The sequence below is a fragment of the Frigoribacterium sp. ACAM 257 genome, assembly GCF_007954365.1.
Taxonomy (GTDB): Bacteria; Actinomycetota; Actinomycetes; order Actinomycetales; family Microbacteriaceae; genus Frigoribacterium.
Map to the genome: position 1 here is coordinate 785,247 of NZ_VOLO01000001.1, position 13,321 is coordinate 798,567.

Annotated in this window: 14 protein-coding genes; 12 read left to right on the plus strand and 2 right to left on the minus strand. The window is 71.7% G+C overall.

What is annotated here, in order from left to right; translation table 11 throughout:
- Positions 1 to 96 precede the first annotated feature (96 nt).
- Complete coding sequence (gene holA / locus ES689_RS15805) at positions 97 to 1,131, plus strand: DNA polymerase III subunit delta (protein WP_223269430.1); 1,035 nt, start codon at positions 97 to 99, stop codon at positions 1,129 to 1,131.
- 78 nt (positions 1,132 to 1,209) lie between these two features.
- On the opposite strand, the gene rpsT is transcribed toward holA, so the two are convergent.
- Positions 1,210 to 1,470, minus strand: a complete 261-nt coding sequence (rpsT, locus tag ES689_RS03630; protein WP_146900292.1) for a 30S ribosomal protein S20 — start codon at positions 1,468 to 1,470, stop codon at positions 1,210 to 1,212.
- 302 nt (positions 1,471 to 1,772) lie between these two features.
- Between rpsT and ES689_RS03635 the strand changes: the two genes are divergently transcribed.
- From ES689_RS03635 to hemW, 5 genes are all read left to right on the plus strand, one after another.
- Positions 1,773 to 2,918: a pyridoxal phosphate-dependent aminotransferase gene (locus tag ES689_RS03635; RefSeq protein WP_146900294.1), complete on the plus strand. Its 1,146-nt coding sequence runs from the start codon at positions 1,773 to 1,775 to the stop codon at positions 2,916 to 2,918.
- A gap of 73 nt (positions 2,919 to 2,991) precedes the next feature.
- A complete protein-coding gene (locus ES689_RS03640; protein WP_146900297.1) occupies positions 2,992 to 3,327 on the plus strand; it encodes a DUF4190 domain-containing protein in 336 nt (111 codons plus the stop codon).
- A gap of 222 nt (positions 3,328 to 3,549) precedes the next feature.
- Positions 3,550 to 5,403 (plus strand): translation elongation factor 4, encoded by a 1,854-nt coding sequence (gene lepA, locus ES689_RS03645; protein ID WP_146900300.1) that lies wholly within the window; start codon positions 3,550 to 3,552, stop codon positions 5,401 to 5,403.
- Between the two features lie 5 nt (positions 5,404 to 5,408).
- Positions 5,409 to 6,161, plus strand: coding sequence for a DUF1990 family protein (locus tag ES689_RS03650; RefSeq protein ID WP_146900303.1), 753 nt, complete (start codon positions 5,409 to 5,411; stop codon positions 6,159 to 6,161).
- A gap of 2 nt (positions 6,162 to 6,163) precedes the next feature.
- A complete protein-coding gene (gene hemW / locus ES689_RS03655) occupies positions 6,164 to 7,390 on the plus strand; it encodes a radical SAM family heme chaperone HemW (RefSeq protein ID WP_146900306.1) in 1,227 nt (408 codons plus the stop codon).
- Between the two features lie 103 nt (positions 7,391 to 7,493).
- On the opposite strand, the gene ES689_RS16075 is transcribed toward hemW, so the two are convergent.
- On the minus strand, positions 7,494 to 8,003 hold the full coding sequence (locus ES689_RS16075; RefSeq protein ID WP_146900309.1) for a DUF4870 domain-containing protein: 510 nt from the start codon (positions 8,001 to 8,003) through the stop codon (positions 7,494 to 7,496).
- Between the two features lie 255 nt (positions 8,004 to 8,258).
- Between ES689_RS16075 and hrcA the strand changes: the two genes are divergently transcribed.
- The 6 genes from hrcA to ybeY all read left to right on the plus strand — a co-directional run bounded on the left by hrcA (position 8,259) and on the right by ybeY (position 13,320).
- Positions 8,259 to 9,281, plus strand: coding sequence for a heat-inducible transcriptional repressor HrcA (gene hrcA / locus ES689_RS03665; protein WP_146900312.1), 1,023 nt, complete (start codon positions 8,259 to 8,261; stop codon positions 9,279 to 9,281).
- Positions 9,282 to 9,375: 94 nt separating this feature from the next.
- Entirely contained in the window at positions 9,376 to 10,488 is a 1,113-nt protein-coding gene (dnaJ, locus tag ES689_RS03670; protein WP_146900315.1) for a molecular chaperone DnaJ, read from the plus strand.
- A 2-nt stretch (positions 10,489 to 10,490) separates the two neighbouring features.
- Positions 10,491 to 11,240 carry a 16S rRNA (uracil(1498)-N(3))-methyltransferase gene (locus ES689_RS03675; protein ID WP_146900318.1) on the plus strand — a complete coding sequence of 250 codons (750 nt, stop codon included), beginning with the start codon at positions 10,491 to 10,493 and terminating at the stop codon, positions 11,238 to 11,240.
- 97 nt (positions 11,241 to 11,337) lie between these two features.
- Entirely contained in the window at positions 11,338 to 11,742 is a 405-nt protein-coding gene (locus ES689_RS03680; RefSeq protein WP_146900321.1) for an HIT domain-containing protein, read from the plus strand.
- Positions 11,732 to 12,862 carry a PhoH family protein gene (locus ES689_RS03685; protein WP_370512325.1) on the plus strand — a complete coding sequence of 377 codons (1,131 nt, stop codon included), beginning with the start codon at positions 11,732 to 11,734 and terminating at the stop codon, positions 12,860 to 12,862. The genes ES689_RS03680 and ES689_RS03685 overlap by 11 nt, the downstream gene beginning before the upstream one ends.
- Complete coding sequence (gene ybeY / locus ES689_RS03690; protein ID WP_146900326.1) at positions 12,859 to 13,320, plus strand: rRNA maturation RNase YbeY; 462 nt, start codon at positions 12,859 to 12,861, stop codon at positions 13,318 to 13,320. Before ES689_RS03685 ends, ybeY begins: the two co-directional genes overlap by 4 nt.
- Position 13,321: the final 1 nt, after the last annotated feature.

The window sequence follows — 13,321 nt, forward strand, 5'->3', positions numbered from 1 at the left end:
GAGTCGGACGACGAGAGCTCGGCCGAGCCCTCGGCGTCGGGGGAGGCCGTTACGCTGGGTCGAGGACGTCCGAGGCGTCCTCGACCGAGGAGGACCGTGGCCGCGAGAACCACCGGAAAGCCGACCAAGAAGGCGGTCGTCGCCGTCGACCAGGTCCCGTGGCACGCCATCCGACCCGCACCCGTCGTCCTCGTCAGCGGGCCGGAGCAGTTCCTCGCCGAGCGCGCCGTCCGTCAGCTCCGTGACCAGCTCGTCGCCGAGGATCCGAGCCTCGAGGTCCACGACCTCGAGGCCGACCACTACCAGCCGGGTGAGCTCATCACGCTCGCGAGCCCGTCCTTGTTCGCCGAGCCGCGCCTCCTTCGCGTGGTGTCGGTCGAGAAGTGCACCGACGCGTTCCTCACCGAGACGCTGCGATACCTCGAGTCGCCGGCCGACGACACCTATCTCGTGCTGCGGCACGGCGGGGGAGTGCGCGGCAAGAAGCTGCTCGACACGATCCGTGCGGGCGTCGGCGGGGGCGTCGAGGTCGTGTGCGCGGAGCTCAAGAAAGACACGGAGAAGCACGACTTCGCCGCGGGCGAGTTCCGGTCCGCACGTCGCCGAGTGTCGGGCGGCGCCCTGCGAGCGCTCGTGACCGCCTTCTCCGACGACCTGGCCGAGCTCGCGAGCGCCTGCCAGCAGCTGATCTCGGACGCGGCGGACGAGATCACCGAGGCGACCGTCGAGAAGTACTACGCGGGCCGGGTCGAGACGAACGCCTTCAAGGTCGCCGACGCGGCGATCGCGGGGCGCCAGGGCGAGGCGCTCGTGCTCCTGCGGCACGCCCTCTCGTCGGGCGCCGACCCGGTGCCCGTCGTCGCGGCCTTCGCGATGAAGATCCGCACCATGGCGAAGGTGCAGGGGGTCTACGGCCCGTCCGGCCAGCTCGCGTCGCGCCTCGGCATGGCCCCGTGGCAGGTCGAGCGCGCACAGCGCGACGTCCGGGGCTGGAGCGAGGACGGCCTCGGCCGGTGCATCGAGCTGCTCGCCGAGACGGACGCCGCGGTCAAGGGCGCCCAACGCGACGCGATCTACGCGCTCGAGCGGATGGTGACGACCGTGGCGACCAGGGGCGCCGTCGGGCGCTGACCGGGCACACGCGAAGGGCCCCGTCTCGGTCGAGACGGGGCCCTTCGCAGCGAGCGCGAGGCGCTCAGGTGATCAGGCTCAGAGAGCGCCGACCTGCTTCGCGATCGACGACTTGCGGTTCGCGGCCTGGTTCTTGTGGATGACGCCCTTGCTGGCGGCCTTGTCCAGCTTCTTCGAGGCCAGGGCGAGCGATGCGGTCGCCTTGTCCTTGTCGCCGGCGACGATGGCCTCGCGCGCGGCGCGGACGGCGGTCTTCAGCTGGCTCTTGACGGCCTTGTTGCGGTCCTGGGCCTTCTTGTTGGTGCCGATGCGCTTGATCTGCGACTTGATGTTCGCCACGTTCGCTACTTCCTGTTTCGTGTGTCGGGGCCTGCGGCACCGAGATGCGGCGCCGTGCCCGGGGGACGGTTCTGTGAGGTGGTGCTGCGAGCCGACCGGGAAGGGACTGGCTCTTCTCGGACTGCCGCCGGTGGTGCCACCGGAGCGGCTCTCGGCTGCGTTCGCGATCCGTCACGTCAGACGTTCCGCGCAAGCCAACAGGCAACGTTACCAGCACGTCGCCCGACTCTCAATGATAGGGCGTCCCCGACGGGCTCCGGTGACCCGGCGGAGGGGCGTGTCGCCCGTAGTACGGTGCCGTCATGCCGTCGCTCGCCCCGCACATCGCGTCCGTCCCCGCCTCGGGCATCCGCCGGGTGTTCGAGCTCGCTGCCGGCCTGGACGACGTGGCCATGCTGGTCATCGGCGAGCCCGACGTGCCGGTGCCGCACCACGTCGGCGACGCGGCCCGCCGTGCCTGGTCGGAGGACCGCACCGGCTACACGCCGAACGGCGGCATCGCCCCGCTCCGCGAGGCGCTCGTGGCCAAGCTCGCCCGCGAGAACGACCTGCACGTCCACGTCGAGCAGGTCTGGGTCACGGTCGGGGCGACCCAGGCGCTGTACCAGGCCATGGGGCTCGTCCTCGCGTCGGGCGACGAGGTGCTCGTGCCCGACCCCGGCTACACGACGTTCTCGATGAACGCGCACATGCTCGACGCCGTCCCCGTGCCGTACGCGCTCTCGCCGGATCACGGCTTCCTGCCCGACCTCGAGGCGATGGAGGCGGCCGTCACGGACCGCACCCGGGCCGTCGTCGTCAACTCGCCGTCGAACCCCCTCGGGGTCGTCTGGCCGCGTGAGGTGCTGCAGGGGCTGCTCGACCTGGCCGCCCGACACGACCTGTGGGTGATCAGCGACGAGGTCTACGAGTACTTCACCTACGGGACGCCGCACGTCAGCATCGCCTCCCTCGACGCCGACGACCGGGTCTTCAGCGCGTTCTCGCTGAGCAAGACGTACGCCATGACCGGCGTCCGCGTCGGCTACCTCGTGACGCCGCGCGGCCTGGCCCCGACGATGCGCTCGGTCCAGGAGGCCATGATCAGCTGTGTCGCCGAGCCCGACCAGCACGCTGCCCTGGCGGCCGTCACGGGCGACCACGGCCCGGTGTCCGAGGCCCGGGAGCACTATCGCCGCAACCTCGGGCTCGCCACGGACCTCCTGGCCGAGCGCGAGATCGTGCACCTCGACCCGCAGGGCGCCTTCTACCTCTGGATCGACGTGAGCCACGCGTCGCAAGGCGACGTCGCAGGCTGGGCCGAGCGGTTCCTGCTCGAGCAGCGAGTGGCCGTGGCCCCGGGCAGCGCCTTCGGCCGGTCGGGAGAGGGCTGGATCCGGATCTGCCTGGCCGCGGCTCCCGAGGTGATCGAGCGCGGCCTCAGGGCCCTCCCCGCGCCCGGTGCCTGACGGGGACGCCCCCGCCTCGATCCGGGGGTCTGCCCCCTTCAGGCGGGCTGCGCCTCCTTCGTAGGCTCGAGACATGACGAACACCGCACCCTCCACTCCGCCCCTCGCCGCGCACGCCGCGGCCCAGTCCGCCCCTGCCGCCGCCGGGGGCCTCCACTCGCCGTTGAGCGTGACGAGCCTCGTGCTCGGCATCGCGTCCGTGGCTCTCAGCTTCACGTTCGTCGTGCCGATCGTCGGCGTCGTGCTCGGCGTCCTCGGCCGACGCCGCGAACCCGAGGGCCGGACGATGGCGCTGATCGGCATCGTCGCCTCGGCGGTGATGCTGCTCGGCAGCGTCGCGTTCGTCGTGGTCGGCCTGCTCGCCGCGGTCCCGATCGGCCTGGCCGGCCTGTTCCACGTGCTCGGCTGACGCCCTGGGCCCCGTGTCCAGCCGACGGTCGGTCCGCAGCCCGGCGTCGACGCGCGCCGGCCCGCGCGCCGCGTCGACAACTCCTGACCGGTGCGCCGTGGGGTGTCGTGGGCGCCTGCGGCGGCTCGGCGGCCGTTCACGCATCAGGAGTTGCCGACACGGTTCCCGAGCGCGACGTGGGAGAATCGAGGCGACAACCGCCCGCCACCCCCAGAGGACCGTGTGAGCCCCCTAGCAACCCGTGCACTCGAGCCGGCGAAGACCGCGCCCGAGCACATCCGCAACTTCTGCATCATCGCGCACATCGACCACGGCAAGTCGACGCTCGCCGACCGCATGCTGGGCATCACCGGCGTCGTCGAGGACCGGGCGATGCGCGCCCAGTACCTCGACCGCATGGACATCGAGCGCGAGCGCGGCATCACGATCAAGAGCCAGGCCGTGCGCATGCCCTGGGAGCGCGAGGGCCAGACCTTCGCCCTGAACATGATCGACACGCCGGGCCACGTCGACTTCAGCTACGAGGTCAGCCGGTCGCTCGCCGCGTGCGAGGGCGCGATCCTCCTCGTCGACGCCGCCCAGGGCATCGAGGCCCAGACGCTGGCCAACCTCTACCTGGCGCTCGAGAACGACCTCGAGATCATCCCGGTCCTCAACAAGATCGACCTGCCGGCGGCCGACCCGGAGAAGTACGCGGCCGAGCTCGCGAGCCTCATCGGCGGCGACCCCGCCGACGTCCTCCGCGTGAGCGGCAAGACGGGCGTCGGGGTGACCGAGCTGCTCGACCGCGTCGTCGACCGCATCCCGTCGCCCACAGGCGACTTCGATGCTTCTCCCCGCGCGATGATCTTCGACTCCGTCTACGACAGCTACCGCGGCGTCGTGACCTACATCCGCATGATCGACGGCACCCTGCACCCGCGCGAGAAGGTGCAGATGATGTCGACGAAGTCGACGCACGAGATCCTCGAGATCGGCGTGTCGTCCCCCGAGCCGACGCCGAGCCAGGGGCTCTCGGTCGGCGAGGTCGGCTACCTGATCACCGGTGTGAAAGACGTGCGGCTCTCCAAGGTCGGCGACACCGTCACCACCTCCGCGAAGCCCGCCACGGAGGCGCTGGCCGGCTACGTCGAGCCGCTCCCGATGGTCTACTCGGGCCTGTACCCGATCGACGGCAGCGACTACCCCGACCTGCGGGAGGCCCTCGACAAGCTCAAGCTGTCCGACGCGGCCCTCGTCTACGAGCCCGAGACCAGCGTCGCGCTCGGCTTCGGGTTCCGCTGCGGGTTCCTCGGCCTGCTGCACCTCGAGATCATCACCGAGCGCCTCGAGCGCGAGTTCGGCCTCGACCTCATCACCACGGCGCCGAGCGTCGTCTACGAGGTCACCACGGACGACAAGCAGACGGTGACCGTCACGAACCCGAGCGAGTTCCCCGGCGGCAAGATCGCCAGCGTGAGCGAGCCGATGGTCAAGGCGGCGATCCTCGCCCCGAAGGACTACGTCGGCGTCATCATGGAGCTCTGCCAGCAGCGCCGCGGCGCCCTGCTCGGCATGGAGTACCTCGGCGAAGACAGGGTCGAGATCCGGTACGCGATGCCCCTCGGCGAGATCGTCTTCGACTTCTTCGACAGCCTCAAGTCGAAGACGGCCGGCTACGCGAGCCTCGACTACGAGCCCATCGGCGACCAGGAGGCCGACCTCGTGAAGGTCGACATCCTGCTCCAGGGCGAGCAGGTCGACGCGTTCAGCGCGATCGTCCACCGCGACAAGGCCTACGCGTACGGGGTCCTCATGACGGGCCGCCTCCGCGAGCTCATCCCGCGCCAGCAGTTCGAGGTGCCCATCCAGGCCGCCATCGGCGCCCGCATCATCGCGCGCGAGAGCATCCGGGCCATGCGCAAGGACGTCCTCGCCAAGTGCTACGGCGGCGACATCAGCCGCAAGCGCAAGCTGCTCGAGAAGCAGAAGGAGGGCAAGAAGCGCATGAAGACCATCGGTCGCGTCGAGGTGCCCCAGGAGGCGTTCATCGCCGCCCTGAGCGGCGACACCGAGGCGAAGAAAGAGAAGAAGTAGCCGACATGCGCCGATCGACCCACGCCGAGACGCACACGACCTACGGCGAGGTCGGGGCGACGCAGGCGCCCGACCTGATGCAGTACCCGCCGAAGGGCTTCCGCCCGGCCGAGTACCGCACCCGTGTCGGCCACGGCGACGCCCGCTTCGAGGCGGCGTGGATCGCCACGATGACCTGGAAGATCCAGGAGCGGAGCGGCATCGAGGTCCGCGTCGACTCGGTTCCGCCCGTCGAGGAGGGCGGCTACCACCCCGTCACCTTCGACGACGACGGCGTCCCGGTCGACCCTGCCCACTGGGAGCAGGGTCGCGACGAGTCGCGCTTCGCCCCCGACGGCACGGCTTTCCTCACCGCCGGAACGACGGCGACCCTGTCGATCTCGGCCTACGGCCGCAGCGTGCAGGCGCCCGTCCGGGTCGTCTACGTCGTCGACGAGCCGAGGCGCAAGGGCTTCGCCTACGGCACGCTCGACGGCCACCCGGAGAGCGGCGAGGAGAGCTGGGTCGTCGACCAGACCGACGACGGCTCCGTCTGGCTGTCGATCCGCTCGTTCTCCCGCCCGAGCACCTGGCGCTGGAAGCTCGTCGAGCCCTTCATGCGCCGCCAGCAGGCGATGTACACCCGTCGCTACCTGAGTGCCCTCAGCCTCAGCGAGCCCGACGTCCCCGCCGAGGCCGACATCGACCTCGAGGCCGCCGCCGAGGCGGCGCACGACGACGAGATCCGCGAGCCCGGCTCTCGCCGGTCGGGCGACTGACGGTGCCCGGAGCCCTTCCCCTCGGCGACCCTGCCCCCGTCGACGGCTCGCTGCCGGCCTCGGTGCTCGACGGCGTCGCCGACCGCAACTTCGGCGTGTACCTGCACGTGCCCTTCTGCCGGGTCCGCTGCGGCTACTGCGACTTCAACACCTATACGGGCGACGAACTGCGCGGGGCCCGGCGAGACGACTACGCGCAGGAGGCGGTGGACGAGGTGCGCCTCGCCGGTCGCGTCCTCGAGGGCGCCGGGCTGCCTCCTCGTCCGGTCTCGACCGTCTTCTTCGGCGGCGGCACGCCCACGATGCTGCCGCACTCCGACCTCGCCGCCATGCTCTCGTCGGTGGTCGACACCTGGGGGCTGGTCGACGGCGCCGAGGTGACGACGGAGGCGAACCCCGACTCGGTCGACGCCGAGTACCTCGAGGCGCTGGCGGCCGCCGGCTTCACGCGGGTCAGCTTCGGGATGCAGTCCGCTGTGCCGAGCGTGCTCGCGACCCTCGAGCGGACGCACGACCCCGAGCGCGTGCCCCTCGTCGTGCGCTGGGCGCGCGACGCCGGGCTCGACGTCAGCCTCGACCTCATCTACGGGACCCCCGGCGAGACCCTGGACGACTGGTCCCGGTCGCTCGACGTCGCCCTCGAGCAGGAGCCCGACCACCTGTCCGCGTACTCGCTCATCGTCGAGGACGGCACGAAGCTCGCCCGGCAGATCCGCCGGGGCGAGGTCGCCCAGCCCGACGACGACACCGCCGCCGACATGTACGAGCTCGCGGACGACCGCCTGGCCGCCGCCGGCTACGGCTGGTACGAGGTGAGCAACTGGGCTCGCGACGAGCAGCACCGCTCGCGCCACAACCTGTCGTACTGGCAGGGCCACGACTGGTGGGGCGTCGGCCCGGGCGCGCACAGCCACGTCGGCGGTGTCCGCTGGTGGAACGTGAAGCACCCGGCCGCCTACGGCCAGCGCATGGCCGCGGGGGAGTCGCCCGGAGCCGGCCGCGAGACCCTCGACGCCGAGACGCGCCGGGTCGAGCGGGTGCTGCTCGCGGTCCGGATGCGCGAGGGCCTGCCCACCTCCGACCTCGATCCCGAAGGCCGGGCGGCCGTGGCGGGGCTGATCGCGGACGGCTGGGTCGAGGGGCGCGAGGCCCTGGCCGGCCGCGTGGTCCTCACGCGCACGGGACGGCTCATGGCCGACGCCGTCGTCCGTCGGCTGCTGCCGATCTGAGTCCGGTCCTTCCCGGGCGCGCCCGTCCAGCGACGTCCTGCCGAGACGACGCGAGGCGCGCCTCCCGAGCGGGGAGACGCGCCTCGACGAGCGTGCCGGCGGGCTACGCCTTGATGAACTCGATGCTCAGCGGGTACTTGTAGTACTCGCCGCGGTTGGCGGCCAGGGCGGCGATGATGCCGAAGACGATCACGAGGATGCCCGCGACGAGCGTGATCACCAGGCCGATGCCGAGGAACGACGTCGCACCTCCGATGACGTACGCGATGACCATCGTCAGCTGGAAGTTCAGCGCGACACGGCTGTGCTCGCGGACGAACGGCCCGCGGTCCTTGAGCACGAGGTAGCCGACCAGCGGCGCGACGAAGCTGAGCAGGATGCCGCCGACGTGGATCAGCGTGGCCCAGAGCTTCTCGTCCTCAGGCCGCAGGGGCTGCGCGGGCTGGGGGGCGCCGTAGCCGGGCTGCTGGCCGTAGCCGGGCTGCTGCGGGCCGGGCTGACCGGGCTGCTGGCCCCAGCCGGGCTGCTGCGGGCCGGGCTGGCCCTGGCCGGGCTGCTGGCCCCAGCCGGAGCCCTGCGGGTCGTTCGGCTGGGAGGGAGGGGTGTCGGTCATCTGCTCACCTGTTCGTCGTCGTGGGCCCGACCGCGTCGAGGCGAACGGGCGCGTCGCGGGTGGTCGGTGCTGGCCTCCCTGCCGGACGAGGTCGTCCGGCGGGCGTCACGGCGAGCATAGGGCAGGAGGTGCGGGTCGAGTAGGCCCGGACGGCGGCGTGACGTAGGATTGGCAGTCTGGCATGACGAGTGCCAGCGGGCTCGGGTCGTCAGCCCTGACGACTCCGCCGCCGGCCGTGCGAGAGGGAGGTGCGTCGTGGTCTCGGAACGTGGTCTCGAGGTTCTGCGCGTCATCGTGCACGACTACGTCGCGTCCCGCGAGCCCGTGGGCTCCAAGTCGATCGTCGAGCGGCACCACTTCGGCGTCTCCGCCGCGACCATCCGCAACGACATGGCGCTCCTCGAAGAAGAAGAGCTGATCGCGGCGCCGCACACCTCGTCCGGTCGGGTGCCGACCGACAAGGGCTACCGGCTCTTCGTGAACCACCTCGCCGACCTGCGACCGCTCAGCGCCGCCCAGCGCCAGGCGATCGAGACGTTCCTCGGCGACTCGGCCGACCTCGACGAGGTGCTCGGCCGCACCGTCCGGCTCCTGTCGCAGCTCACGAACCAGGTGGCGCTGGTGCAGTACCCCTCGTTCTCCCGTGCCCGAGTTCGCCACGTCGAGCTGGTCAGCCTGGCCGAGCGACGCGTCATGACGGTGCTCATCACCGACACGGGCCAGGTCGAGCAGCGGCTCGTCGAGCTGCCCGTGGCGGTCGACGACGAGTTCCTCGCCGAGCTCCGCCGAGCGCTGAACGCGGCGGTGGGCGGCACCGAGCTGAGCGCCGCCGCCGCCCTCCTGGCCGACCTGCACGAGGGGTTCCGCCCCGAGCACGCCGTCGTGGTCGGCCTCGTCGTCGCGAGCCTGGCCGAGCAGCTCGCCGCGGGGCGGCAGGAGCGTCTGGTGATGGCCGGTGCGGCCAACCTCGTCCGCACCGGCGACGACTTCAGCGGCGACCTCTATCCGGTCCTCGAGGCGATCGAGCAGCAGGTGGCCCTCCTGCGCCTCTTCGGCGAGATGCAGCTCGACGCGGTCGACGTGGCGGCGAGCATCGGACGGGAGAACGCCTCCTTCGGCCTCTCACAGGCGTCCGTGCTCGCGAGCGGGTACACCTCGACGGGCAGCGAGGTCGCGCGCCTCGGCGTGCTCGGCCCGATGCGCATGGACTACTCGACCAACATGGCCGCCGTGCGTGCGGTGGCCCGCTATCTCTCGTCCTTGCTCTCCGAGCGCTGACGACCCGCACCTCCTCGGTCCTGCGCCCCGGCGCCGCGGCCCCTGACCAGCCCCCACGAGACCACCCCCAGACACCAGAGGCAGACGAGAACAAGTGGCAGATCATTACGACGTGCTCGGAGTCGACCGTTCGGCGACGCCGGACGAGATCAAGAAGGCGTACCGCCGGCTCGCGCGCGAGCTGCACCCGGACGTCAACCCGAGCCCCGAGGCCTCCGAGCGCTTCAAGGACGTCACGCACGCCTACGACGTGCTCAGCGATCCGCAGCAGCGCGAGCGCTACGACCTCGGCCCGCAGGCCGGGTTCGGCGGCGGCGGCGGCGCAGCCGGCTTCGGCGACATCTTCGACGCGTTCTTCGGAGGCGGAGGAGGCGGCGGCCAGCGGCAGGGCCCCCGGTCACGTCGCGAGCGCGGCCAGGACGCCCTCCTGCGCCTCGAGGTCGACCTCGAGGAGATCGTCTTCGGCACGACCCGCGACATCGAGGTCGACACGGCCGTCCTGTGCGAGACGTGCAACGGGTCGTGCTGTGCGCCCGGCACGTCGCCCCAGACCTGCGACATCTGCAACGGCTCGGGCCAGATCCAGCGCACCGTCCGGTCGCTGCTCGGCAACGTCATGACCTCGAGCCCCTGCGGCACCTGCCGCGGCTACGGCACCGTCATCCCGAACCCGTGCCCCACCTGCCAGGGCCAGGGCCGGGTCCGGGCACGCCGCACCATCCCCATCGACATCCCCGCGGGCGTCGACACGGGCATCCGGCTGCAGCTGCCGAGCCAGGGCGAGGTCGGCCAGGCCGGTGGCCCCAACGGCGACCTCTACCTCGAGGTCAAGGTGCGCCACCACGACATCTACAGCCGCGACGGCGACGACCTGCTCGCGACGCTCGAGGTCCAGATGGCCGACGCCATCCTGGGCACCGAGACGACCCTGCACGCGCTCGACGGCGAGGTGGAGATCGAGCTGAAGCCGGGCACCCAGAGCGCCGACGTCATCACGATCCGCGACCGGGGCATCACGAAGCTCCGCGGCACCGGGCGCGGCGACCTCAAGATCGGCGTGCAGGTGGTGACGCCCACCAAGCTCAGCCACAAGGAGCGAGAGCTCATCGAGAAGTTCGCGGCCGGTCGCCGCTCGGCGGCGCCCGAGCTCTCGCAGTTCCAGCAGGGCCTGTTCGGCAAGCTCCGCGACCGGTTCCTGCACTTCTGATCGTGGCCCACTTCTACCTGGTCGACGACCTCGCCGACGCGTCCGTCGGCGGCACCGTCGTTCTCGAGGGGCAGGAGGCTCGCCACGCCGTCACGGTCAGCCGCGTCAGGGTCGGTGAGTCGTTGTCGCTCGGCGACGGGCGTGGCACCTCCGTGCGCGGTGAGGTCGTCGAGGCGTCGGACTCACGGCTGACGCTGGTCGCGGCCGAGGTGACGAGGACGGAGCGACCCCTGACCAGGCTCGTGCTCGTGCAGGCCCTGGCCAAGGGCGACCGCGACGAGCTCGCCGTCCAGGCCGCGACCGAGCTCGGCGTCGACGAGGTCATCCCGTGGTCCGCAGCGCGCAGCATCTCCCGCTGGGAGGGCGCCAAGGTCGCCAAGGGCGCTGCCCGGTGGCGCTCGATCACGCGGGAGGCGACCAAGCAGGCGATCCGGCCATGGGCCCCCGAGGTCTCCGACCTGTCGACGACGAAGCAGGTCGCGGCGCGGGCCGCGGACGACACGGCGCTCGTTCTCGTGCTCGAGCCGAGTGCCGAGCGGGCGCTGTCCGACGTCGTCGTCGAGGGCGGGGGAGGCGCGCCGTCGTCGGTCCTGGTGGTGGTCGGCCCCGAGGGCGGCATCTCGCCCTCGGAGCTCGAACTGCTCGCGAGCGCGGGGGCCGTGCCGGTGCGGCTCGGCGACGCCGTGCTGCGCACCTCGACGGCGGGGCCGGCCGCCCTCGCAGTCCTGAGCGTGCGGCTCGGGCGCTGGTAGGCGCCGGGGCCGCCGGCGGGGCCGTGGCGCCGTGCCGGCGGTGAGGACCGTTCCGTCGGTGGGGGCCGTGTCGGCGGCCGCGACTACCATGGGACGCATGTCCGAGCCAGAACCAGCACCGACCGAGGCGTCGGTCTTCAGCCGCATCATCGCGCGCGAGATCCCCGCCGACGTGGTCTTCGAGGACGACTCGGTGATCGCCTTCCGTGACATCGCGCCCCAGGCGCCCTTCCACGTGCTCGTCGTGCCCAAGACGTCGCGTCACCGCGACGTCGTCGAGCTCGCGGCCGCCGATCCGGCCCTGCTCGCCCACGTCGTGTCGACGGCGTCGGCGCTCGCCTCCGACCCGGCCCTCCTCGGCGACGAGGTCGTGGCGGCCTCGGGCGGCACGGGCGAGTTCCGACTGATCTTCAACACCGGCGCCTCCGCCGGCCAGACCGTGTTCCACGTGCACGCCCATGTGCTCGCAGGCCCCCTCGAGGAAGGCTCCCTTGCCCACTAGCGAGACCCGCTCCACCGACCCTCAGCCCGCAGGCGAGGGCACCACGCGCGTCGACCTCACCGTCGACGGCGTCGCCATGGTCCAGCTGCTCGGTCCCCAGGACCGCCTGCTGCGCACCGTCGAGAAGCAGTACCCCGACGTGCGCGTGCTCGTCCGGGGCAACGAGGTGGCCCTCGAGGGCCCGACGGCGTCCGTGAGCCGCGCCCGGGTGCTCGTCGACGAGCTCGTCGGACTCGTCCGCGGGGGCCACGACCTCGCGCCGGCCGAGGTCGAGACGTCGGCGAAGTTGCTCGACTCCGGAACGGCGGCGCCGTCCGACGTCTTCGGCCAGCCCATCGTCTCGAGCCGTGGCAAGGCCGTGCGCGCCAAGACCCTCGGCCAGAAGCAGTACGTCGACGCCATCGACGAGCACACGATCACGTTCGGCATCGGCCCCGCAGGCACGGGGAAGACCTACCTGGCGATGGCGAAGGCCGTGCAGGCCCTGCAGCGCCGCGAGGTGCAGCGCATCATCCTCACGCGCCCCGCGGTCGAGGCCGGCGAGCGGCTCGGCTTCCTGCCCGGCACGCTGACCGACAAGATCGACCCGTACCTGCGCCCGCTCTACGACGCCCTGAACGAGATGATGGACCCGGAGATCGTGCCGAAGCTCCTGGCGGCGGGCACCGTCGAGGTGGCGCCCCTGGCGTACATGCGCGGCCGGACGCTGAACGACGCGTTCGTCGTGCTCGACGAGGCGCAGAACACGACGCCCGAGCAGATGAAGATGTTCCTCACACGACTCGGGTTCGGCTCGCGGATGGTCGTCACCGGCGATGTCACGCAGGTCGACCTGCCCACCGGGGCCAGCGGCCTCCAGCTCGTCACCCGTGTCCTCGACGACATCGACGACATCCACTTCGCCCGACTGACCAGCGACGACGTGGTCCGTCACACTCTCGTCGGGCGGATCGTCGACGCCTACACGACCTACGACGCCGAGCGGCAGGCCCAGCGGCACGAGCGAGAGGCGGCGGCGGCCTCGGCGCCGGCCTCGGGCATCGCCGGCGACGGCGTGGACCGTGCCGAACGTCGTTCGTCAGCGAGCCGCGACCGGCTCCCGAAGAGAGGCACCCGATGAGCATCGAGGTCAACAACGAGTCCGGCCTCGAGGTCGACGAGGCCGCGATCCAGCGCCTGGCGACCTTCGCGCTCGACCAGATGCACGTGCACCCTGAGGCCGAGCTCGCGATCGTCTTCGTCGACGAGACGGCCATGGAGCAGCTGCACGTCCAGTGGATGGACGAACCCGGGCCGACCGACGTGCTCAGCTTCCCGATGGACGAGCTCCGGCCCGGCACGGAGGACGAGCCGACGCCGGCCGGACTCCTGGGCGACATCGTCGTCTGCCCGCAGGTCGCGGTCGCCCAGGCGGCGACGGCAGGCCACAGCCCTCTCGACGAGATGCTGCTGCTCACCTGCCACGGCGTGCTGCACCTGCTCGGCTTCGACCATGCCGAGCCCGACGACGAACGCGAGATGTTCGGTCTCCAGCGCGAGATCCTCGCCGCGTTCGCCGGCGCCGACGAGAGACGGTGAC

What these genes read in the sequence shown, in the direction of transcription:
- ES689_RS03635 (WP_146900294.1), top strand. Translation starts at nt 1,773, where the DNA reads ATGCCGTCGCTCGCCCCGCACATCGCGTCCGTCCCCGCCTCGGGCATC.
- ES689_RS03640 (WP_146900297.1), top strand. Translation starts at nt 2,992, where the DNA reads ATGACGAACACCGCACCCTCCACTCCGCCCCTCGCCGCGCACGCCGCG.
- ES689_RS03650 (WP_146900303.1), top strand. Translation starts at nt 5,409, where the DNA reads ATGCGCCGATCGACCCACGCCGAGACGCACACGACCTACGGCGAGGTC.
- ES689_RS16075 (WP_146900309.1), bottom strand. Translation starts at nt 8,003, where the DNA reads ATGACCGACACCCCTCCCTCCCAGCCGAACGACCCGCAGGGCTCCGGC.
- ES689_RS03680 (WP_146900321.1), top strand. Translation starts at nt 11,338, where the DNA reads ATGTCCGAGCCAGAACCAGCACCGACCGAGGCGTCGGTCTTCAGCCGC.
- ybeY (WP_146900326.1), top strand. Translation starts at nt 12,859, where the DNA reads ATGAGCATCGAGGTCAACAACGAGTCCGGCCTCGAGGTCGACGAGGCC.